Genomic DNA, 21,713 nt, shown 5'->3' with positions numbered 1-21,713 from the left:
TGACAAGCATCGACAGCATGAAGCTTGCCACGGTGGGAAGGTCAAGCGTACGCGTGTCGATGAAGATCCGTGTCGCGGCTCCTGTGTGACGACGGTAGTGCGGTGACAGTATGTTGTAAAGGTGACGTCTGATGAATGGCGGGCGGGCTTTTGACGTCATTCGGCACTTGTCCCGATTGACGGCGAAGCGTTCCGGGCGAAGCGGGGCGGATGCCTTGCCGGGCAAGGCATGGCGGCACGCCATGAAGCACGATCACCATGTCGCCAGTAAGGGTACGCGAGTTGGAAATGCGAATCGATCTTAGTATCAGCTCCCTTCGATATTTCAATTCGTTACCCCCATGAACCGTTTTGCTTTCGGCTTTTCGCTGGCGCTGCTGGGCGCATCGGCAACGTCCGCATTCGCGGCCGACGATGTCGTCAACCTGACCCTGAAGGATCACAAGTTTTCGCCGGACGGCGTGACGATCCCGGCCGGCAAGAAGGTGAAGTTCGTCGTGAAGAACCTCGACGCGACGCCCGCCGAATTCGAGAGCGACGATTTCAAGGCGGAGAAGGTCGTGCCTGCCGGCAAGTCGGTGGAGATCCTGGTCGGGCCGCTGAAGGCCGGAACCTACGAGTTCCACGACGAGTATCACGAAGCGCAGTCGAAGACGCAGCTGACCGTCAAGTAAGCGGATACGGACATGCTGTCGACTGCCCTGATCGTCTTTCGTGAAGTGCTCGAGGCCGCGCTGGTGGTGTCGATCGTGATGGCCGCGACGAAAGGCGTGCCGCGGCGCGGCTGGTGGGTCGGCGGCGGGCTGGCGGGCGGCGTGATCGGCGCCGGCCTGATCGCGGCGTTCGCCGACGTGATCTCGCAATGGGCGTCCGGCATGGGGCAGGAGGTCTTCAACGCGGGCGTGATGTTCGTCGCGACGCTGATGCTCGCATGGCACAGCATCTGGATGAGCCGGCACGGTCGCGAGATGGCGATGCAGATGACCGCGGTCGGGCGTGCCGTCGCGGCCGGTAGCAAGCCGCTGACGGGGCTCGCGATCGTGGTCGGCGTCGCGGTGCTGCGCGAAGGCTCCGAGGCCGTGCTGTTCCTGTACGGCATCGCGGCGGGCGATCCGGGACAGACACCGCAGATGATCGTCGGCGGGCTGCTCGGCGTGCTCGGCGGCGCCGGGCTCGGCTACGGGATGTATGCGGGCCTGCTGCAGATTCCGCTGAAGCGCCTGTTCTCCGTCACCAACTGGCTGATCGTGCTGCTCGCGGCGGGGATGGCCAGCCAGTGCGTCGGCTTCCTGCTCGCGGCAGGCCTCGTGCCGTCGTGGGGCGATGCGGTCTGGGATACGTCGTGGCTGCTCAAGGAATCGAGCATCGTCGGCAAGGCGCTGCATACGCTGATCGGCTATACCGCGCGTCCGGCGGGCATCCAGATCGTCGCGTATCTCGCGACGCTGGCCGCGATTGTCGGGCTGGCACGGTTCGTCGGCCGGCCGCAGGCGGCGGTGCGGCCGCCACGGGCCGCAGCTTGAGTTGTCCTGGTTCGAATGACAAAGGGGCGTCGATGACGCCCCTTTTTTCATTACCGGCTCGCGGCCGACTCGTGTCCGGCGTCGATCACGGCGCGCAGGTTGCGCACGCTCAGCGGTGGCTGTCGATCCAGGCGCGGGCCCATTCGAGCCCCGCTTCGCGCGCGTCGTCCTCGGTGTCGAACACGCCGAGCACGCCGGACGCCTCCACCAGCTTGTTGTTCTGCGTGATCGTGCCGCTCGCCGCGAAGCGCTCGGGCTGCAGGATCTCGTCCTGCTGCAGGATCGCGTGGCCCCAGATCTGGTAGCCGTGGTAGGTTTGCGCTTCCATTATCGAGTCACCTCCGCGGAGCGGTTGTGCGTGCCGACGCGCAGCACGTTGCCGTCCGGTGTGTATTGCCGCGGGATGTCGGAGTAATTCAGTGCGTGCTGCGCATCGGGCGCAGCCGGCTGCATGACCGTCAGGCGTCCCGGTGCGGGCTGCGCGACGGGGCGCGGAGCGGCCGGCGTTTCGGCCGCGGTGGCGGGCGGACGATGCGAGCCGGCTTTCACCGCCTGCGCGACACGGCGTTTGTGCGGTTTCACCGTGGCTTTCGGCGTGGCATTCGCGTGCTTCTCCACGCTCTTGCCGGCGCGAGCATCGGCGCCGGTATGCGCGGCCGGCGTGCGGGCGGCCGGCTGCCGCGCCTCGGGCGGGTTCCAGACTTCGACGTAGTGCTCGGCGGCCCAGCCCGTCGACGCGAACGTCAGCGCCAGCAATCCGCATCCAAAGAGTCTTACTACCATTGTGTCTCCGTCATATTCGTTGCGGGGCGCGTCGCGGTATCCGGTGCGGGGGCGGCCGTGCAGGGGGATTCGGGGGGCCGGTTCAGGAGAACACCTCGAGCCCATGTTTCTCGACGATCTGGAGCATCCGTGCGGCGATGCCGCTCGGCCGCTTGTCGCCCTGTTCCCATTGGCGGATCGTCGACGTCGTCGTGTTCAGGTAGAGCGCGAACACGCTCTGGCTGACATTGACGGATTTGCGGATGCGGGCGATGGCTTCCGGATCGAACCGCGGGGCGGCTTCGATGCAGAGATCGTCGTATTCGCGCATCGTCTTCTTGTCGATCAACGCGGCACGATAGAGGCCCGACGCGGCGCTGTGGGTCGCCGCCGTTGCGTCGCTCTTGAATCGACTCCTGGCCATTGCAAATCTCCACCCGCTCTTTCAGTGTGACCAGCGTCGCGATATCGGCGCCGGCGCGGCGCCCGACATTCGCGGCGAGCTTTCTGAAGGCACGCCGTTCGCGTTCGTCGATGTCGTCCCGGTCGGGCTTGGCGAACAGGAATACGAAAACCCGCGCCTGCCCGACCTTGCTCGGCACGATCCCGCGCTGCCGATTACCGGCACGTCGGGCCGATCAGGTCAGCACAGGATTATATGCCACTACGTGGTACATATTTCGACCTGGCCGAATGGCCTGTTTCGTGCCGAGACGGGGTCGGGACGGCTTCGCGGGGCCGTCCCGGTCGTCCCGCCTTACTCCACCGTCACCGATTTCGCGAGGTTCCGCGGCTTGTCGACGTCGGTGCCGCGCGCGCACGCGGTGTGATACGCGAGCAGCTGCAGCGGCACGACGTGCAGGATCGGCGACAGTTGCCCGTAATGCTCCGGCATCCGGATCACGTGCAGGCCGTCGTCGTTGACGATCTGCGTGTCGGCATCGGCGAACACGTACAGCTCGCCGCCGCGCGCACGCACTTCCTGCATGTTCGACTTCAGCTTCTCGAGCAGCGTGTCGTTCGGCGCGACCGTGACGACCGGCATCGCTTCCGTGACGAGCGCGAGCGGCCCGTGCTTCAGTTCGCCGGCCGGATAGGCCTCGGCGTGGATGTACGAGATTTCCTTCAGCTTCAGCGCGCCTTCGAGCGCGATCGGGTAGTGCAGCCCGCGGCCGAGGAACAGCGCGTTTTCCTTGCGCGCGAATTCCTCCGACCACGCGATGATCTGCGGCTCCAGTGCGAGCACGCTGTTCAGCGCGGCCGGCAGGTGGCGCAACTGCTTCAGGAACTCGGCTTCCTGCGCGGCATCGACGTGACCGCGCAGCTTGCCGAGCGTCGCGGCCAGCACGAACAGCGCGACGAGCTGCGTCGTGAACGCCTTCGTCGACGCAACGCCGATCTCGGTGCCCGCGTGCGTCAGGAACTGCATCTCGGTGAGGCGCACCATCGCGCTCGTCGCGACGTTGCACACAGCGAGCGTGTGCGTGTGGCCGAGCGACTGCGCGTGCTTGAGCGCCGCGAGCGTGTCGGCGGTCTCGCCCGACTGCGAGATTACGAGCACGAGCTGGCGCGGGTTCGGCACCGATTCGCGGTAGCGGTATTCGCTCGCGATCTCGACCTGGGTCGGGATCTTCGCGATCGATTCGAGCCAGTATTTGGCGGTGAGGCCCGAGTAGTAGCTCGTGCCGCATGCGAGGATCAGCAGGCTGTCGATCTCCGCGAACGCGGCGGGCGCGGCGTCGCCGAACAGCGTCGCGTCGAAGGCTTCGGTTTGCGGCACGGTATCGCTGATCGCGCGCGGCTGCTCGAAGATTTCCTTCTGCATGAAGTGGCGGTACGGGCCCAGCTCGACCGCGCCGCCGTATGCGCTGACCACGCGGATCTCGCGCTGCGCGAGCGCGCCGTCCCGGTCGACGATCTTCACGCCGTCGAGCGACAGCTCGCACACGTCGCCTTCCTCGAGGAACGTGAAGCGGTCGGTGCTGCCCGCGAGCGCGAGCGCGTCGGACGCGAGGAAGTTCTCGCCGTCGCCGTGGCCGACCACGAGCGGCGAGCCCTGGCGCGCGCCGACGACGGTGTGCGGCTGGTCCTTGTGGATCACGGCGATCGCATACGCGCCGTGCAGCTGCTGCACGGCTTCGCGCACCGCGTCGAACAGGTTGCCGCGATACAGGCTGTGCACGAGGTGGGCGATCACTTCGGTGTCGGTTTGCGACACGAATTCGTAGCCCTTCGCGCGCAGCGCTTCGCGCAGCGGCTCGAAGTTCTCGATGATGCCGTTGTGGACGAGCGCGAGCGCGTTCGACGAGAAGATCGGGTGCGCGTTGTGCGTGACGGGCGCGCCATGCGTGGCCCAGCGCGTGTGCGCGACGCCGGTCGTGCCTTCGAGATGCGATTCGCGCACCTGCGCGTCGAGATCGGCGACGCGTTCGACGCTGCGCGCGCGCTTCGGCGCGCCCGGCTCGAGCACGGCGACGCCGCACGAGTCGTAGCCACGGTATTCGAGGCGCCGCAAACCTTCGATCAGCACCGGAACGATATTACGTTGCGCAACTGCGCCGACAATGCCGCACATGAATGAGTCAGTCCTGTAAGTCGACGCGGGCGCCGTCGGGGCGCCCGCAAAAGGTTCAGCTTTTCTTCTTGACGGGGCGGACGTAGCCGCTCTTCGCGGTCTGGGTCTTCTCGTTCAACGCGAGCAGGCCTTCGGCCACGTCCTTCCAGATCGTCGTGCCGGCGGCGATCGTCACGCCGCGGCCGACGCGCACGGGCGCGACCAGCTGCGTGTCGGAGCCGACGAACACGTCGTCCTCGATCACGGTGCGGAACTTGTTCGCGCCGTCGTAGTTGCAGGTGATCGTGCCCGCGCCGATGTTCACGCGCGCGCCGATGTCGGCGTCGCCGATGTACGTGAGGTGGTTCGCCTTCGAGCCGTGGCCGATCACCGCGTTCTTCACCTCGACGAAGTTGCCGACGTGCGCTTCGTCCGCGAGCTGCGCGCCGGGGCGCAGCCGTGCGTACGGGCCGATCACGGTGTGCGCGCCGAGCTCGGCGCCGTCGATGTGCGTGAACGCGTCGATGCGCGTGCCCGCGCCGACCGACGCGTTGCGGATCACGCAGTTCGCGCCGATCGTCACGTTGTCCGCGAGCGTCACGTTGCCCTCGAACACGCAGTTCACGTCGATCGACACGTCGCGGCCGCAGCGCAGCGTGCCGCGCACGTCGACGCGGGCCGGATCGGCGAGCGTGACGCCGTCGACGAGCAGCGTTTCCGCGATATTGCGCTGATGAATGCGTTCGAGCTCGGCAAGCTGCGCCTTGCTGTTCACGCCGAGCGTTTCCCATTCCTCGTCGGGCTGCGCGGTGACGACCTCGAAACCGGCCTCGATCGCGAGTTCGACGACGTCGGTCAGGTAGTACTCGCCCTGCGCGTTCTCGTTCTTCAGTGCGCCGAGCCACATCGACAGCTGGGCCGTGGGCGTGACGATGATGCCCGTGTTGATCTCGGCGATCTTCAGCTGTTCGGGCGACGCGTCCTTCTGCTCGACGATGCGCGTGACGAAGCCGGCCGCGTCGCGCACGATGCGGCCGTAGCCGGTCGGATCGTCGAGCGTGACGGTCAGAATCCCGTAGCGGCCTTCGCGCGCGGCATCGACGAGGCGCTGCAGCGTGGACGCGCGCGTGAGCGGCACGTCGCCGTACAGCACGAGCGTCGGTTGCGCGGGATCGAGGAGCGGCAGCGCCTGACGCACCGCGTGGCCGGTGCCGAGCTGCTCTGCCTGCACCGCGAACTGGACGTCGGGCGCGGCGACGGCGGCCTGGACCTGCTCGGCGCCGTGACCGACGACGACGACGAGCCGGGACGGCTGCAGCGTGCGCGCGGTGTCGATGACGTGGGAGAGGAGCGGCCTGCCGGCCAGGGGGTGAAGCACTTTCGGCAGCGCGGAACGCATGCGCTTGCCGGTGCCTGCCGCCAAAATCACGATATTCATGGCGCCAGCTTGTCAGAGGAGTTCGAAGCCGACCATTTTAGCATGCGGCCCCTGCCGTTCCGGGCCTGTCGCGGCGGGGCGACGGCGCCGGAAAAGGGCCGCGCGGCCCCGTTCCGGCGGGTGTTCGGGCCCTGCTTACAGGTCGTCGAACTGGACGATCGAGATCGACCGGGCGCCACCCGGCGCCGCCGCGTCGTCGCCCGATGCACACGGTTCCTCGTCGAACGCGATGTCGCCTTGCGGATCGGCCTCGCCGGTCGCGCGCAGCGACTGGAACGGGTACAGCGTCGTGTCCATCAGGTGCGACGGCACGACCTTCGCGAGCGCGTTGAACATGTTGTCGACGCGGCCCGGGAAGCGCTTGTCCCATTCGCGGATCAGCGCCTTCATTTCCGCGCGCTTCAGGTTCGGCTGGCTGCCGCACAGGTTGCACGGGATGATCGGGAATTCGCGAAGCTCCGCGTATTTTTCGAGATCGGTTTCCTTCACGTACGCGAGCGGGCGGATCACGATGTTCTTGCCGTCGTCCGACTGCAGCTTCGGCGGCATCCCCTTCAGCTTGCCGCCGTAGAACATGTTGAGCAGCAGCGTCTGCACGATGTCGTCGCGGTGATGGCCGAGCGCGATCTTGGTCGCGCCGAGCTCGCCGGCCACGCGGTACAGGATCCCGCGGCGCAGGCGCGAGCACAGCGAGCAGGTCGTCTTGCCTTCGGGCACGAGCCGCTTGACGATGCTGTAGGTGTCCTGGTTCTCGATGTGGAACGGCACGCCGACCTGCTTCAGGTACTCGGGCAGCACGTGCTCGGGGAAGCCCGGCTGCTTCTGGTCGAGGTTCACCGCGACGATGTCGAAATCGATCGGCGCGCGCTCGCGCAGGCGCAGCAGCACGTCGAGCATCGCGTAGCTGTCCTTGCCGCCCGACAGGCACACCATCACCTTGTCGCCTTGCTCGATCATGTTGAAGTCGCCGATTGCCTGGCCGACCTGGCGCACGATCCGCTTGAACAGCTTGTTGTTCTCGTACGCTTCCTTCTGCTCGCGGCGCGTCAGCGCCTGGCGGCCGGCCGGGGCGGCGGCTGCGTCGTGGGTGGCGGCATCGGTCGCCGCGTCATTCATGTGGGGGGCGTTCATGCGCGCTCCTCGTCCTTGATGCGAAAGACTTCGACGCCGACGGCGTCGCAGTCCGGATAAGCGTCCGGTTTCTCGGTACAGACGCGTACCGCGCGCACGGCGTCGTGCGCCAGCAGGTGCGCGGCGATCGCGTCGCACAGCGTTTCCTGCAGGTGGATGTGGCCGCGCGCCACGCATTGCGCGACGCTCTGCTTCATCAGGTCGTAGTCGACGACTTCATGCAGCCGGTCGTCCACGGGAGTGGACATCGCGAGCGGCACGAACAGGTCGACGTTGATGACGACGCGCTGCTCGCCGCGCTTCTCGTGTTCGAAGGCACCGATGTTGATGTGCACTTCGTAGTCGCGCAGGTAGAGCCTGCGGCAGTCCGCGAGGCGGGGGTGCAGGAGAGCGGAAAACATGGTCGTCCCAGTCAAATTGGCGTGCGCACACGCAAAGCGGCGCGGGCGGCGGCAGTCAGGCCGCGCGATCCGCGCAGTTCATTCATTCGGGCCGGCGGCGGGCGGCACGAGGTGCTCGCCGCCGTCGACGGTCAGCGTCGCGCCCGTGACGCCGGGCGCGCTCGCGAGATAGCAGGCGGCCGCGGCGATGTCGTCCGCGTGCGCCGCGTGGCCGCGCACGAGCGCCGCGACCCGCACCTTCGGCGCGAGCGCCAGCGCCAGCGCCGACGTCGCGCGGTTCAGCGCGGCCTGCATCAGCGCGTGCGACAACTGTGCAGGCGCAGGGTGAAACAGCGCCTGGTCCAGCACGTGGATCGCGCATGCGCGCAGCGCTTCGTGCTCGCGCGCGGCGTCGGGCGTCGCATCGGCGAGCGCGCGCGCCAGCGCGAGCGGCGCCGTCACGTTGCGCGCGAGTGCGCCGGCGAGCGACGTCCCGTCTACCGTGTGCGCGTCGTCGGCGCCCGCGCTGGCGCTCACGAACACCGCGCACGCGGGCCGGCCGAGCGCCGTGCCGCACGCGGCGACGAGTGCGGCGGCATCGGCTTCCAGGGCCAGATCGGCGTCGAGCACGGCCGCGCGGCGGCCGAGCGCCGCGACTTCGGCGACGAGCGCGTCGGCGGCCGCATGCGGCGTGCCGGGGCTGCGCTGCAGCGCGACGTCCCAGCCGTGCCGGGCGAATCCCGTCGCGAGCGCACGACCGATCGACGCGGCGTCGGCCGCGCTGCCCAGGGCACCGGTGACGAGCGCCACGCGCAGGGTCGACGTATCGGCTGAAACGGTCATTTACAATGCCGGGATGAACCCGAAAGCTCACGAACCCGCTAGTTTACCTGCTCCCGGCCCTGACGCGCTCGCGCAGTCCGAAACCCTTGCCGCGCAACTGCGCGACGAGATCGCGGCGGCCGGCGGCTGGCTGCCATTCGACCGCTTCATGGAGTGTGCGCTGTACGCGCCCGGCCTCGGCTATTACAGCGGCGGCGCGCGCAAGTTCGGGCGCCGCGCCGACGACGGCAGCGACTTCGTCACCGCGCCCGAGCTGTCGCCGCTGTTCGCACAGACGCTCGCGCAACCGGTCGCGGAAGCGCTCGCGGCGAGCGGCACGCGTTGCGTGATGGAATTCGGCGCCGGCACGGGCAAGCTCGCGGCCGGTCTGCTCGCGGCGCTCGACGCGCTGGGCGCCGGACTCGACGAATACCTGATCGTCGACCTGTCCGGCGAGCTGCGCGAACGGCAGCGCGACACGATCACGGCCGCCGCGCCGGCGCTTGCCGCGAAGGTGCGCTGGCTCGACGCGCTGCCCGAGCGGTTCGACGGCGTCGTGGTCGGCAACGAGGTGCTCGATGCGATGCCCGTGCGCCTGTTCGCGAAGGGGGGCGGCGCATGGCAGGAGCGCGGTGTCGCGCTCGACGCGCGGCAGGCGTTCGTGTTCGAGGACCGTCCTGCCGCGCCGGCCGGCCTGCCGGCGGTGCTCGCGGGGCTCGACGAGGCGGGCGACGGTTACGTGACCGAGACGCACGAGGCCGCGCTGGCGTTCACGCGCACCGTCTGCACGATGCTCGGGCGCGGCGCGGTGCTGCTGGTCGACTACGGCTTTCCCGCGCACGAGTACTACCACCCGCAGCGCGACCGCGGCACGCTGATGTGCCACTACCGGCACCATGCGCACGACGATCCGTTCCTGTACCCGGGGCTGCAGGACATCACCGCGCACGTCGAATTCACCGGTATCTACGACGCGGCCGTCGCGACCGGCGCCGACCTGCTCGGTTACACGTCGCAGGCGCGCTTCCTGCTGAACGCGGGCATCACCGACGCGCTGGCCGCGATCGACCCGTCGGACATCCGTGAATTCCTGCCGGCCGCGAACGCGGTGCAGAAGCTGATTTCCGAGGCCGAGATGGGCGAGCTGTTCAAGGTGATCGCGTTCTCGCGCGGCATCGACGGCACGCTCGACGCGTTCGCGCGCGGCGATCGCTCGCACGCACTCTGACGGGAGCCCGGCATGCTGCGCTGGCTGTTGACGACGTTCGTCGCGGTGATGATCCTGACGCGCTGCTGGCCGTGGCTCGGCAAGCTCGGCATCGGGCGGATGCCGGGCGACGTCACGCTGACGCTCGGCGGGCGGCGCTACCCGTTCCCGTTCATGTCGACGCTGGTGCTGACGATGCTGGTATCGATGGTGGCGCGGCTGCTCTGAGCCGCGCCTGAAGGTCGGTGCGCGTTACAGCTCGATCTCGCCGAGAATCCGGTGCGCGAGCGCTTTCGCCTCGTCGAACGCCTCTTCCTCGCTGGGGCTCGTCGAGTGGACGTCGTAACGCGTGTTCTCGGTGTCGTCGCCGTCGTCGCGCGAGAGGATCACGTAACCCTGGAACTGCCCGTTGCCCGCGTGCTGGGTATGCGCCTTGGCCGTGTAGATGCCTTTCGTGAACGTGTTCGTGTCCATGGTGCTCTCCCGCAAAAGGACACTTCATCGTAGCACTGCGGCGCAGCATGTACAGCGCCGCTTATCGGTGACCGAACAGCGTCCGGTCACCGTTCGTGCCGTCAGCGTTCGATCAGTGCGACGACCTCGTCGAGCGTCGGCGCGTGCGCGCCCGTATGCCGGCACGCCGCGGCACCCGCGGCCAGCGCGAACACGAGATGCTCGCGCCACGTCCGCTGCGGCGCGGCCATCAGGCTGAACAGCATGCCGCCGATCGACGCGTCGCCCGCACCGACGGTGTCGGCCACCTCGACGCGCGGCGGGCTGGCTTCATGCACGTCGCCGTCCGCGTAGAGCGTCGCCGCCTGCGCGCCGCGCGTGACGAGCACGGCCGCGCGCGGGTTCAGCGTGCGCACCGCGGCAATCGCGTCGGGGCCGTCGCCGCCGAACAGGTGCCGCAGGTCCTCGTCGGACACCTTGATCAGGTCGGCGAGCGCGGCCATCTTTTCCAGCGTCGGCCGGTACGCGGCCGTCATCAGGTTCCGGACGTTCGGGTCGAAGCTGATCTTCACGCCGCGCGCGTGCAGGTCGGCCGCGAGCGCGGCCAGCGTGCCGGCGAGCGGCTCGCGCACGAGGCTGATGCAGCCGAAATGCGCCCATTTCACGTGGTCGGTCCAGCCGGCCGGCAGCCGAGCCGGATCGAACGCGAGATCGGCGCTTGCTTCGCCGATGAAGAAATACGCGGGCGGGCGTGTCTCGTGCACGATCGCGAGCAGCGGCGGCCGTGCGACGCGCTGCAGGAAGCGCAGGTCGAGCCCGGCCGCATCGCTCGTGCGCCACAGCACGTCGGAGAAGCAGTCTTCGCCGATCGATCCCGCGAGCGCGCTCGGCACGCCGAGCCGCGCAACCGCGCGCGCGACGTTCCAGCCGGCGCCGCCCGGTACCGACGTCCATTGCGCATCGCCCGCGCGCACCATGTCGGTCAGGATGTCGCCTGCCGACACGAAAGCCGGAAACGTGCCGCCGCTCATTGCGTCGGCTCGCTGCGCTGCGCGCGCGCGAGGGTTGCCAGCACGTCGTAGCACGCGCCCATCGTGTGATAGTCGGTCTTGCCGGCCGGGCTCTTCTCGTCGCTGTACTTGCGGTTGTCGCAGGTGAGGATGCGGTACCACGCGCCGTAGCGGTGATCGACGAAATGGGCCCAGCTATAGCGCCAGATCTCGTCGTACCAGTCCCAGAAGCGCTCGCTGCCGGTGCGCGCGCCGAGCATCGCGGCCGCCGCGAAGGTCTCCGCCTGCACCCAGAAATACTTGTTGTGGTCGCAGATTGTGAAGTCGGGGCCGAAGCCGTAGTACAGGCCGCCGTGGTCGGCGTCCCATGCGTGCGTGAGCGCAGCGTCGAACAGCTCGGCCGCGCGCGGCACGAGCCAGTCGAGCGGGCGGTGCCGTTCGAGGATCAGCAGCAGCTTCGCCCATTCGGTCTGGTGCCCGGGCTGGAAGCCCCACGGGCGGAAGATGTTCGAACTGTCTTCCTTGTTGTAGTCCCAGTCGACCGACCAGTCCGCGTGGTAGTGCTCCCACACGAGCCCGCCCGACAGCGCGGCCTGGCGCTGTGTGATGTGGGACGCGAGCTTTTCCGCGCGATCGAGGTACGTGAGATGGCCGGTCGCCTCGTGGGCCGCGAGCAGCGCCTCGGTCATGTGCATGTTCGCGTTCTGGCCGCGGTACGACGACACGATCCAGTTCGGCGTCGCGTCGTCCGCGTAGAGGCCCGCGGCCGCGTCCCAGAAGCGGTGCTCGGCGAGCTCGTAGGTGGCCGCGATCAGCGGGCGTGCCTCGTCGATGCCGGCCATCGTCGCGTGCGCGGCCGCGAGCAGCACGAACGCGAGCCCGTAGCAGTGGCGCGTGCCGTCGAGCGTCGCGCGCTTCGCACCGTCGCGCCAGTCGAGTTCCCAGTCGTAGCCCTGCAGTTCGTCGTCCCAGTGCGCGTCGCGCAGGAAGCGCAGCCCGTGGCGCGCGTATTCCAGGTGGCGCGGATCGCCGAAATGTCGGTACGCCATCGCGTAGTTGAAGACGAACCGGCAACTGCTGACGAGGTGGCGCGACGTGCGGTTGTAGATGCTGCCGTCGTCGCGGAAGTAGTGGTAGAAGCCGCCCGTCGGGTCGAACGCGTTGGTTGCGTAGAAGCGCAGCGTGTCCTCGATGTGCGACAGCAGGAACGACGGATCGCGGAAACTCGCGACGAACGGCGCGGCTTGCGTGTGGGCGGCCGGCGCGGCCGTGCAGGGTTGGACCGGGGGCATGTTCATGATTCGGTGACCGTGGCGGTATCGAGTGCCGGGGAGCCGGCGGGCTGACTGCTGGCCCGCACGATCAGCTCGACGGGCAGGGAAATCTCGGTGCGTTCTGGCGAGTCGGCGAGCAGCAGCTCGACGCCGCGGCGGCCGAGCGCTTCCTTGTCGACCGCGAGCGTCGTGAGCGGCGGGCTCGCGTGCGCGGCGGCCGGGATGTTGTCGAAGCCGACGATCGCGATGTCGTCCGGAATCCGCAGGCCGCGTGCGGTGCACACGCGCTGCGCGGCGAGCGCGGCCGCGTCGTTGTACGCGAACACGGCTTCGGGGCGCGGGCCCGGTGCGTCGAGCAGCTGCTCCATCGCGCGCGCGGCGCCCGTGTCGGGATCGAGCCCCGCGTCGATCGTCACTTCGTAGGCGGGATCGAACAGCCGCCCGGCTTCGAAGAATGCGCGCCGGTAGCCGATTGCGCGCTGCGCGATGCTGTAGTGCGCGGGCGAGCCGCCGATGAATGCAATCCGCGTGCGGCCGGTGGCGAGCAGGTGACGCATCGCGAGCGCCGCACCCGTTGCGTTGTCGATGTTCACCGAGCGCAGGCCGGGTGCCCACAGGTCGATCAGCACGAGCGGCCGGCCGGTCGCGGCGAGCGCCTCGATCGTCTCCGGCTCGATGAAGCCGGCCACCGCGATCGCGTCGGGCGCGTGCGGGCGCATCTGGCGCAGCACGTCGTCGTTCGGCCCGACCGTCAGCAGCGTCGGCACGATGCCGCGCTCGCGGCAGGCGTCCTCGACGCCGTGCAGCACGTGCGAGAAGAACGGGCTGGCCGGAAAGCGGTTGTGCTGGCGATGCAGCAGGAAGGTGAGCCGGCGGATGCGCGGCCGCAGCTGCGCGGGATCGTAGCCGAGCCGCTGCGCGATCTCGACGATGCGCGCACGCGTGGCTTCGGACAGGCCCGGCTGGTTTTTCAGCGCGCGGGAGACGGTGCCGATCGAGACCTCTGCCGCCCGCGCCACATCGCGAATGGTGGTACCCATCGTTCGGGGTCAGGTTTGTTTAGGGTGGAAGCGATTGTATAGTAAAACGTATCGCGGAATTCGGGCCGGATAACCGGGGAATACCCGAAAATTACCGGTTTTTAAGCGCTAATCTGCGAAAACGACGTTACTAAAAATACTAAACAAAACGCGAAAAAGGCAAGGTGGACGTGCGGGTGTCCGGCGAGCGGGAAGTGGCGGCCAGCGTGCCGGCTTCGCGCATGCGCGCACGCGTGCCCGGCGGCTTGCTCAGGCCGGCGGGAAGGCCGGGCGCAACGACCGGCCCGGCAGCGCGGCGGGCGTCCGGGCGTGACGGACGACGGCGCATCACCGCCGCATCGGGCACCTCGCGTGCGCGAACGTGGGAGGCCGGCTGCCCGCCGGTCAGCGTATTGCCATGGCCGGCGGTTCGCCGCGATCGCGCAGCGCGGCGCGGCCCGCGTCGAGGTCGACGACCGCGAGCCCGTCCGGCTGCTGTTTCGCGCGCCGCTTCGCGAGCGCGGCGACCGATGCGATCTCGTCGCTGCCGTAGCGTTTCGCGCCGTGCGCGCCGGCCGGCACGCCGACCGCGCCGATCGCCATCGTCACGAAACCGAAGAACGCCGGGTTGCCGTGGCGGTCCTCGCCGCGCAGCCCGCCCGCCTGCCGGTCGGCCTGCGTGTAGAAGCGCTGCGCGCCGTCGTTGAAGCGCGCGATCGCGTCGGCGGCGCGTTGGCGCCAGTCGTCGCGCTGGAACAGCACGAGGAAATCGTCGCCGCCGACGTGCCCGAGAAAGTCGCGCTGCGGATCGCACACGCCGGCCAGCACCGTCGCGGCGAACTTCAGCACCTCGTCGCCCTGCCAGTAGCCGTACTGGTCGTTGAACGGCTTGAACTGGTTCAGGTCGACGTAGCACGCATGAAAGCCGGCGTCGCGCTGGAGCAGGCGGTCGATGTGCGCGCTGATCGGGATGTTGCCGGGCAGGAACGTCAGCGGGTTCGCATAGCGCGCGGCCTCGATGCGCATCTCGGTCACCGCGCGCACGAGGCTCTCGCCGGTGCCGAGCCCGACGTAGCGGCCGTGTTCGGTGATGACGAAGCCGTCCGCGAGGTAGCGCTGGTCGTGGCTCGCGAGCAGCATCGCGAGCTGCTCGAAGGTCGTCGCGTTGTCGATCATCAGCGGCGCGTCGTTCGCGAACGGCAGGCACGGTTTCTTCCCGAACACCTCGCGGTGGTACGGCAGCGCGAAGCGGTCGATGAAGCCGCGGCGATCCACGAGCGCAACGGGCCGCCCGCGTTCGACGAGTGCGACCGCGTGCAGGTCGGGCATCCGGTTGAACAGGTCGAGCACGTCGTTGCTGGTCGCGTCGCGCGGCAGCGCCGGCGCCGGAACCAGCATCTTCCCGGCGATCGTGCCGGCCGGCCGCACCGGGCGCGTCGCGCCGGGAAACACCGCGATGTGCGGCGCGCGGATCGCGTCGCGCGCGGCCGGTGCGACGACCCGCGACGGCCGCGCGTTCGGCCGGCCGAGCAGGAAGCCCTGCACGCAGCAGATGCCCATGTCGCGCACGACGATCAGGTCGCTTTCGTTCTCGATGCCTTCCGCGATCAGTTGCGCGCCGCTCGCCTGCGCGAAGTGCTGCATCGCCTTCACGGCCTCGAACTTCAGCGGGTCGCGCGCGATGTCGTGGATGAAGAAGCGGTCGATCTTCACGACGTCCGGATGCAGGCGCAGCCACAGGTTCATGCTCGCGTTCGCGGTGCCGTAGTCGTCGAGTGCGAACTGGATGCCGGCGTCGCGCAGCGACGCGACGGCCGGCTCGATGTGGGCGATGTCCGTCGTCGCGTTCTGCTCGGTCAGTTCGATCACGATGCGCTCGGCGCCGACCCGCGCACGGTCGAGCAGTTGGCGGGCGCGCTCGCGTTCGCGCGCGAGCTGCAGGATCGTGCCCGCGCTGAAATTGAGGAACAGCTTGCCGTCGCAGCCGAGCGCTGCGAACGCGTCGAGGCAGGTGAGCGCGGCGGCCTGTTCGAGCGCGATGGTCTCGCCGTCGCGCGCGGCCTGCGCGAACAGCGCGGCGGGCGTTTCGAGGTCGGTGCCGCGCGGGCCGCGTATCAGGCCCTCGTAGCCGACGACCGTCCCCGACCCGAGATCGACGATCGGCTGGAAGACGGCGGCCAGCGCACGATCCGCGATCAGGCGCGTGGTGCGGGTGGCGACGGAGTCGGGGTGGGGCGCGGGCATGGGCGAGGGCAGCCGAATCGACGGGACGCCCGACTTAACGGCACCGCTCGCGGAGAGTTGAATGAAGATTTCGTGACGCGACGGGCGTTGCTGGTGCATCGCGTCGGGGGCGTGTTGGTGCGTGGGTGGAAGGGCGTTGCAGGGGAAGGCGGAAGGCAGGAGGCGGAAGGCAGGAGGCGGAAGGCGGAAGGCGGAAGGCGGAAGGCGGAAGGCGGAAGGCGGAAGGCGGAAGGCGGAAGGCGGAAGGCGGAAGGCGGAAGGCGGAAGGCGGGAGGCGGGAGGCGGGAGGCGGGAGGCGGGAGGCGGGAGGCGGGAGGCGGGAGGCGGGAAGGCAGAGCCCCGGGACGGCACCACCCGGCGGCCGTCCCGCCGCCCCGATCGTCAGCGCTTGCCCGCGCTCAGCGCGCCGGGCGCCGATGCCGCGTCGCCCTCGTCGTGCTCGCCGCTCATGTCGCGCGCGCCCCAGCGCTGCGCGAGCGCCGCGCACGCCATCAGCTGGATCTGGTGGAACAGCATCAGCGGCAGCACGATCGCCCCGACCGCGTTCGCCGAGAAGATCACCTTCGCCATCGGCACGCCGGCCGCGAGGCTCTTCTTCGATCCGCAGAAGATGATCGTGATCTGGTCGGCGCGGTTGAAGCCGAGCCGCTTGCTGACGAACGCGGTCAGCAGGAGCGCGATCGCGAGCAGCACGAGGTTGACGACGAGCAGGCCGCCGAGCGCGCGCGGCGGGATCTGGTGCCAGAGGCCTTCGTTGACGGCCTCGCTGAACGCGACGTAGACGACGAGCAGGATCGAGCCCTGGTCGACGAAGCGCAGCACGCCGCGGTTGCGGTCGATCCAGCCGCCGATCACGGGCCGCAGCAACTGGCCGGCGATGAACGGCACGAGCAGCTGCATCACGATGCTGCCGACGGTGCTCCACGGCGACGCGGCGGCGGCCGATTGCGACGTGATCATCAGCCCGACGAGCGCCGGCGTGACGAAGATCCCGAGCAGGCTCGACGCGGATGCCGCGCACACGGCGGCCGGCACGTTGCCCTTCGCGATCGACGTGAACGCGATCGACGACTGGACCGTCGACGGCAGCGTGCACAGGAACAGCACGCCCGCATACAGCGTCGGCGTGACGAGCGGCTGCAGCACCGGCTTCAGCGCGAGGCCGAGCAGCGGGAACAGCGCGAACGTGCTGAGCAGCACGACCGCGTGCAGCCGCCAGTGGGTCGCGCCCGCGACGACGGCTTCGCGCGACAGCTTCGCGCCGTGCAGGAAGAACAGCAGGCCGACGGCGATGTTGGTCGCCCAGTTGAACGCGTGGGCGGCCGGGCCGCGGCAGGGCAGCAGGCTCGCGAGCACGACGGTGCCGACGAGCGCGAGCGTGAAGTTGTCGGGAAGAAAACGGGGACGGGCCATCGGGAACTCGATTCGGAAACGACGGGGGCGCGCGTCGCGCGCGCGCGGATGGCGCCATTGTCCCGGTTGATGATTCACTACACAAATTCATTGTGGGAATCGATTGATGAATCAGTCTCATGCGACTGCGTTCACGGCACCGGCCCGGCCATGCGCAAAACGGCAGAAGAATGTTCTGTCCCGGTCGCGTGCCGAAGTGAAAAAACCTAGCAGTAACATGGTGTTACACCGATGCCGGCGACATAACACTTTTTGGCTCGACACGCTTTCGGCGCGCTCATAAATTACTGCTGAAAGCCTTGGGTCGGCCGAAAGGAGCCGGCGGCGGGCATGGACAGGCATTGCACGATGACGGAACGGGTGAAACGGAAGATCGGACGATGGGTCGCAGGCGCACTCGGCGCGTTGCTGATGCCGTTCGCGCTCGCGCAGCCGCCGCACGGCGGTCATGCATTCGGCGGCCACGGTTTCGGTGGTGGCGACATGCGCGCATACGGTCAGCCGGCCGGCGGGGTTCCCGTCTGGCGCCACGTCACGCCCCCCGTCGGTGCACGCGCCGGCGGCGTGAGCGGCTACGGTTCCCGCTGGGGGCTGCGGCCGACGCCGTCGTACGGTCATTACGCCGCGCAAAGCCCGTATCGCCCGATCAGCGCCGACGTGCGCCAGATGCCGCGCCCGCCGGGCGGCGGCAACGTGCCGCTGCGCGCCGGTTCGATCCGCGCCGACGTCGCGCGCTACAACGAGGAGCGCGGCGGCCGTCCGATGCCGCCGCCCCGCTCGCAGGAAGAGCCTGCGCACTCGCCGTATTTCTCCCCGTTCTACCGAAACTGAGCGCCCGCGCGCTCGTCCCTCCGGCGGCTGATGCGAATTCGCCACAGTCGCGCACAGATTTCCGCTGATTTTCCCGTCGCATTGCGCTATCTTTCGCGCCCGGCTCGCATGTGCCACGCGGCCGTCCGGCCGTGCGACCGCGTCCACGCCGGGCCGTCGGCGGGTACCCGGCCATGTATCAATTCCGCGAAGTTAATGCTGCCGCTATACCCGCAATAAGTGTGCGCAATTTTGACCGGACGAATGATCCGTAAAGATGGCTGCGCCCCATACGACGCAAGCACTCGGCTCCAAAAAACAACGCTCGCGCCACTTATCGACAATTCGACAAAATCTGGAGATCCAATGAAAGCATTCGCTCGCCGTGCGTCGCGCACGTCCGTCAAGCTGATCGCCGCGGCTGCCTGCGTGGCGGCTACCGCTCCCGTCCATGCACAGTCGAGCGTGTCGCTCTACGGTCAGGTCGACGAATGGGTCGGCGCCACCAAGTTCCCGGGCAGCGACCGCGCGTGGAACGTGAGCGGCGGCGGGATGTCGACGTCGTACTGGGGCATGCACGGCGCCGAGGATCTCGGCAACGGCTACAAGGCGATCTTCACGCTGGAAAGCTTCTTCCGCGCGCAGAACGGCCAGTTCGGCCGCTTCCAGGGCGACACGTTCTTCGCACGCAACGCGTACGTCGGCATCGATTCGCCGTACGGCACGGTGACGGCCGGCCGCCTGACGACGCACCTGTTCCTGTCGACGATCCTGTTCAACCCGTTCTACGACTCGTACACCTTCTCGCCGATGGTGTACCACGTGTTCCTCGGCCTCGGCACGTTCCCGACCTACCCGAGCGACCAGGGTGCCGTCGGCGATTCGGGCTGGAACAACGCGCTGTCGTACACGTCGCCTTCGTTCGGTGGCCTGAATTTCGGCGCGATGTACGCGTTCGGCAACCAGGCCGGCGACAACGGCTCGAAGAAGTGGAGCGCGCAGTTCAACTACGCGAACGGCCCGTTCGCGGCGACCGCGGTCTACCAGTACGTGAACTTCAACAACGGCCCGCGTGACCTGAGCGCGCTGGTGGCCGGCATGAAGAGCCAGGGCATCGCGCAAGTCGGCGCGACCTACGACCTGAAGTACGTGAAGCTGTTCGGCCAGTACATGTATACGAAGAACGACCAGGTCGCGGGCAGCTGGCACGTGAATACCGCGCAGGGCGGCGTGTCGGTGCCGCTCGGCGTGGGCAACGCGATGGCGTCGTACGCGTACTCGCGCGACGCGGGCGGCCTCGACCAGACGCGCCAGACCTGGGCCGTCGGCTACGACTATCCGCTGTCCAAGCGCACGGACGTCTACGCTGCTTACATGAACGACCACATCAGCGGCCTGTCGAACGGCAACACGTTCGGCGCCGGCATCCGCGCGAAGTTCTGACGCGCACGCGCGACCGCCGCGCCGGATGCGCGCGAAAAGCGCGTCCGGGCTGCATGTTTTCCCGCCAGAACGGCGCCGCCACCCGCGGCGCCGTTTTGCCTTTCTTGACCTTTCTGTTTCCCCGCCTTTGTTACCCTATCTCGTAATTGGACCATTCCCCCGTCATTACGAGCGAGTTCGATGGATACCCTCGTCAGCATGAATGTGTTTCGCTACGTCGTCGAAGTGGGCAGCTTCGTCGGCGCGGCCGAGCGCATGCAGATGTCGGCTGCGATGGCGAGCAAGCACGTGATGCATCTCGAGCAGCAGCTCGGTGCGCGGCTGCTGCATCGCACGACACGACGCGTCGCGCCTACCGAGGCCGGACGCGAATACTACGAGCGCCTCGTGCAGGCGCTGTCGGAACTCGACGAAGCCGGGCAGGCCGTCGGCGCCGCGAGCGTGGTGCCGCAAGGCAGGCTGCGCGTCACGTCGCTGTCCGCGTTCGGGCTGCGGCACGTGATGCAGGCCGTCACCGATTATGCGGGCCGGTTCCCGGACGTGACCGTCGACATGACGCTGTCCGATCGCGTGGTCGATCTGATCGAGGAAGGCTACGACGTCGCGGTGCGCGCGGCGCCGAACGGATTGAAATCGTCGTCGCTGGTCGCGCGGCAGATCGCGACCGCGCACATCCTGCTGGTCGCGTCGCCCGAGTATCTCGAGAAGCACGGCACGCCCCAGACGATCGCCGATCTCGCGCACCACAACTACCTGCGGCGCGACTCGAATTCGACGATGCTCGACGCGCTGGTGATCGACGCGGCCGCCGCGTCGCGCGTGAACCTGAACGGCAACCTGATCGTGAACCATCTCGAAGGGCTGCGTGCGGCCGTGCTCGCGGGCGCGGGCATCGCGCTGCTCGGCACCGAGGTGGTCGGCGACGACATCGAGTCCGGCCGGCTCGTGCCGGTGCTGATCGATGCGGTGCCGCCGCACGAGGCGCCGATCTATGCGGTCTACGCGAGCCGTCGTCACGTGTCCGCGAAGGTGCGTTCGTTCGTCGATTTCCTGGCGGCGCGTTTCGAAGGGCAGTCGCTGTGCCCGTCGATCGAATCGCGCCTGCGCGTGCTGCCGATCACGCGGATGAAGCGCGCGGTGTGAACCGCGCATCCCGCCGCGGCGGGGCGATGAAAACAAAAAGCGCGAGCCGTTGCAGCTCGCGCTTTTTTGTTTGGTCCGACGGGATGCGCGCCGGCGGCGGCCGCCATGGCCGCCGCATCCGTCAGCGCGGGATGCCGAGCCGCGCCTTCGCGTCGTCGTACTCGCGCTTCAGGCGCTCGACGAGCGCGCCCACGCTCGGCAGGTCGTCCATCAGGCCGACGCCCTGGCCGGCGCCCCAGATGTCCTTCCACGCCTTCGTCTTGTCGCCGCCGAAATTCATCTTGGTCTTGTCGGATTCCGGCAGCGCGTCCGGATCGAGGCCCGCCTTCTCGATGCTCTCGCGGATGTAGTTGCCGTGCACGCCCGTGAAGAGGTTCGTGTAGATGATGTCCGACGATTTCGCGTTCAGGATCGCGTGCTTGTAGTCGTCGATCGCGTGCGCTTCCTGCGTCGCGATGAAGCGCGTGCCCATGTACGCGAAATCGGCGCCCATTGCCTGCGCGGCGAGGATCGAGCCGCCGTTCGCGATCGAGCCGGACAGCACGATCGGGCCGTCGAAGATCTTGCGGACTTCGCCGACGAGCGCGAACGGCGACGTCGTGCCCGCGTGGCCGCCTGCGCCGGCCGCGACGAGGATCAACCCGTCGACACCGGCTTCGAGCGCCTTCTGCGCGTGACGCAGGTTGATCACGTCGTGCAGCACGATGCCGCCGTAGCTGTGCACCGCGTCGACGATCTCGCGCGCCGGCGCGCGCAGGCTCGTGATGAAGATCGGCACCTTGTGCTCGACGCACACGCGCACGTCGTGCTCGAGCCGCGTGTTCGACTGATGGACGATCTGGTTGACCGCGATCGGGCCGATCACGGCGTCGGGGTGCTTCGCCTTGTGGTCGGCCAGCTCGGACTGGATCTGCGTGAGCCACTCGTCGAGCAGTTCGGCCGGACGGGCGTTGAGCGCGGGGAACGAACCGACGATGCCCGCCTTGCATTGCGCGAGCACGAGTTCGGGGTAGCTGACGATGAACATCGGCGACGCGATGACGGGCAGCGTCAGGTTCTGCAGGACGGTGGGCAATGCCATGTAATG

22 protein-coding genes and 1 pseudogene are annotated in these 21,713 nt (G+C 68.4%); 7 read left to right on the top strand and 16 right to left on the bottom strand.

Translation table 11 applies throughout. From position 1 onward, the window contains the following. Positions 1 to 341: 341 nt before the first annotated feature. On the top strand, positions 342 to 674 hold the full coding sequence (locus tag ABIC51_RS37525) for a cupredoxin domain-containing protein (protein ID WP_027788948.1): 333 nt from the start codon (positions 342 to 344) through the stop codon (positions 672 to 674). 12 nt (positions 675 to 686) lie between these two features. Beyond that, positions 687 to 1,523: an FTR1 family iron permease gene (locus ABIC51_RS37520; RefSeq protein ID WP_048025393.1), complete on the top strand. Its 837-nt coding sequence runs from the start codon at positions 687 to 689 to the stop codon at positions 1,521 to 1,523. Between the two features lie 109 nt (positions 1,524 to 1,632). Here ABIC51_RS37520 and ABIC51_RS37515 read toward each other — a convergent pair whose 3' ends face one another. The 9 genes and pseudogenes from ABIC51_RS37515 to ABIC51_RS37475 form a co-directional block, all read right to left on the bottom strand. Beyond that, positions 1,633 to 1,851: a DUF6566 family protein gene (locus tag ABIC51_RS37515; RefSeq protein ID WP_021162109.1), complete on the bottom strand. Its 219-nt coding sequence runs from the start codon at positions 1,849 to 1,851 to the stop codon at positions 1,633 to 1,635. After that, a complete protein-coding gene (locus ABIC51_RS37510; RefSeq protein WP_124546654.1) occupies positions 1,851 to 2,306 on the bottom strand; it encodes a hypothetical protein in 456 nt (151 codons plus the stop codon). The genes ABIC51_RS37515 and ABIC51_RS37510 overlap by 1 nt, the downstream gene beginning before the upstream one ends. 82 nt (positions 2,307 to 2,388) lie before the next feature. Further along, complete coding sequence (locus ABIC51_RS37505; protein WP_354006969.1) at positions 2,389 to 2,709, bottom strand: helix-turn-helix domain-containing protein; 321 nt, start codon at positions 2,707 to 2,709, stop codon at positions 2,389 to 2,391. Then, a pseudogene (locus ABIC51_RS37500) lies at positions 2,705 to 2,917 on the bottom strand (type II toxin-antitoxin system RelE/ParE family toxin); the annotation flags it as partial. The pseudogene ABIC51_RS37500 and the gene ABIC51_RS37505, both read right to left, overlap by 5 nt. Positions 2,918 to 3,042: 125 nt before the next feature. After that, a complete protein-coding gene (gene glmS / locus ABIC51_RS37495) occupies positions 3,043 to 4,860 on the bottom strand; it encodes a glutamine--fructose-6-phosphate transaminase (isomerizing) (RefSeq protein WP_059695253.1) in 1,818 nt (605 codons plus the stop codon). 55 nt (positions 4,861 to 4,915) lie between these two features. After that, the gene (gene glmU / locus ABIC51_RS37490; protein ID WP_059695255.1) at positions 4,916 to 6,277 is read right to left on the bottom strand and encodes a bifunctional UDP-N-acetylglucosamine diphosphorylase/glucosamine-1-phosphate N-acetyltransferase GlmU; all 1,362 of its coding nucleotides are present in this window, start codon (positions 6,275 to 6,277) and stop codon (positions 4,916 to 4,918) included. A gap of 135 nt (positions 6,278 to 6,412) precedes the next feature. Continuing rightward, positions 6,413 to 7,408, bottom strand: coding sequence for a tRNA 2-thiocytidine(32) synthetase TtcA (gene ttcA / locus ABIC51_RS37485; RefSeq protein WP_354006968.1), 996 nt, complete (start codon positions 7,406 to 7,408; stop codon positions 6,413 to 6,415). Continuing rightward, positions 7,405 to 7,809: a dihydroneopterin aldolase gene (locus ABIC51_RS37480; RefSeq protein WP_027788955.1), complete on the bottom strand. Its 405-nt coding sequence runs from the start codon at positions 7,807 to 7,809 to the stop codon at positions 7,405 to 7,407. Before ABIC51_RS37480 ends, ttcA begins: the two co-directional genes overlap by 4 nt. A gap of 78 nt (positions 7,810 to 7,887) precedes the next feature. Continuing rightward, positions 7,888 to 8,631 (bottom strand): SDR family oxidoreductase, encoded by a 744-nt coding sequence (locus ABIC51_RS37475; RefSeq protein ID WP_175898136.1) that lies wholly within the window; start codon positions 8,629 to 8,631, stop codon positions 7,888 to 7,890. Positions 8,632 to 8,644: 13 nt separating this feature from the next. On the opposite strand from ABIC51_RS37475, the gene ABIC51_RS37470 reads away from it, so the two are divergent. Continuing rightward, complete coding sequence (locus ABIC51_RS37470) at positions 8,645 to 9,838, top strand: class I SAM-dependent methyltransferase (protein ID WP_354006967.1); 1,194 nt, start codon at positions 8,645 to 8,647, stop codon at positions 9,836 to 9,838. Between the two features lie 12 nt (positions 9,839 to 9,850). Beyond that, the gene (locus ABIC51_RS37465) at positions 9,851 to 10,045 is read left to right on the top strand and encodes a DUF2905 domain-containing protein (RefSeq protein ID WP_021163761.1); all 195 of its coding nucleotides are present in this window, start codon (positions 9,851 to 9,853) and stop codon (positions 10,043 to 10,045) included. Positions 10,046 to 10,069: 24 nt separating this feature from the next. On the opposite strand, the gene ABIC51_RS37460 is transcribed toward ABIC51_RS37465, so the two are convergent. From ABIC51_RS37460 to ABIC51_RS37435, 6 genes are all read right to left on the bottom strand, one after another. Further along, positions 10,070 to 10,291 (bottom strand): hypothetical protein, encoded by a 222-nt coding sequence (locus tag ABIC51_RS37460; protein ID WP_021163760.1) that lies wholly within the window; start codon positions 10,289 to 10,291, stop codon positions 10,070 to 10,072. 101 nt (positions 10,292 to 10,392) lie between these two features. Continuing rightward, entirely contained in the window at positions 10,393 to 11,301 is a 909-nt protein-coding gene (locus tag ABIC51_RS37455) for a carbohydrate kinase family protein (RefSeq protein ID WP_027788957.1), read from the bottom strand. Next, positions 11,298 to 12,578 (bottom strand): AGE family epimerase/isomerase, encoded by a 1,281-nt coding sequence (locus ABIC51_RS37450; protein WP_027788958.1) that lies wholly within the window; start codon positions 12,576 to 12,578, stop codon positions 11,298 to 11,300. Before ABIC51_RS37450 ends, ABIC51_RS37455 begins: the two co-directional genes overlap by 4 nt. Then, positions 12,575 to 13,594 (bottom strand): LacI family DNA-binding transcriptional regulator, encoded by a 1,020-nt coding sequence (locus ABIC51_RS37445; RefSeq protein ID WP_021163757.1) that lies wholly within the window; start codon positions 13,592 to 13,594, stop codon positions 12,575 to 12,577. Before ABIC51_RS37445 ends, ABIC51_RS37450 begins: the two co-directional genes overlap by 4 nt. 384 nt (positions 13,595 to 13,978) lie before the next feature. Continuing rightward, positions 13,979 to 15,817 (bottom strand): EAL domain-containing protein, encoded by a 1,839-nt coding sequence (locus ABIC51_RS37440; protein WP_175861947.1) that lies wholly within the window; start codon positions 15,815 to 15,817, stop codon positions 13,979 to 13,981. Positions 15,818 to 16,198: 381 nt separating this feature from the next. Further along, positions 16,199 to 17,230: a bile acid:sodium symporter family protein gene (locus tag ABIC51_RS37435; protein WP_059492026.1), complete on the bottom strand. Its 1,032-nt coding sequence runs from the start codon at positions 17,228 to 17,230 to the stop codon at positions 16,199 to 16,201. A 348-nt stretch (positions 17,231 to 17,578) separates the two neighbouring features. Between ABIC51_RS37435 and ABIC51_RS37430 the strand changes: the two genes are divergently transcribed. The 3 genes from ABIC51_RS37430 to ABIC51_RS37420 all read left to right on the top strand — a co-directional run bounded on the left by ABIC51_RS37430 (position 17,579) and on the right by ABIC51_RS37420 (position 20,626). After that, positions 17,579 to 18,061, top strand: a complete 483-nt coding sequence (locus tag ABIC51_RS37430) for a hypothetical protein (RefSeq protein WP_027788964.1) — start codon at positions 17,579 to 17,581, stop codon at positions 18,059 to 18,061. Between the two features lie 345 nt (positions 18,062 to 18,406). Next, a complete protein-coding gene (locus ABIC51_RS37425) occupies positions 18,407 to 19,483 on the top strand; it encodes a porin (RefSeq protein WP_059695265.1) in 1,077 nt (358 codons plus the stop codon). Between the two features lie 180 nt (positions 19,484 to 19,663). Continuing rightward, a complete protein-coding gene (locus ABIC51_RS37420) occupies positions 19,664 to 20,626 on the top strand; it encodes a LysR family transcriptional regulator (protein WP_021157442.1) in 963 nt (320 codons plus the stop codon). Between the two features lie 121 nt (positions 20,627 to 20,747). Here the strand turns inward: ABIC51_RS37420 and ABIC51_RS37415 are convergent, their stop codons facing one another. Beyond that, positions 20,748 to 21,707, bottom strand: a complete 960-nt coding sequence (locus tag ABIC51_RS37415; RefSeq protein WP_027788966.1) for an NAD(P)H-dependent flavin oxidoreductase — start codon at positions 21,705 to 21,707, stop codon at positions 20,748 to 20,750. Between the last annotated feature and the right edge of the window lie 6 nt (positions 21,708 to 21,713).

Source organism: Burkholderia sp. 572 (genome assembly GCF_040545135.1).
In the GTDB taxonomy this organism is placed as follows: domain Bacteria; phylum Pseudomonadota; class Gammaproteobacteria; order Burkholderiales; family Burkholderiaceae; genus Burkholderia; species Burkholderia cepacia.
The sequence above is the reverse complement of the archived record's forward strand: the minus strand, read 5'-3'. Positions and strand labels throughout refer to the sequence as shown.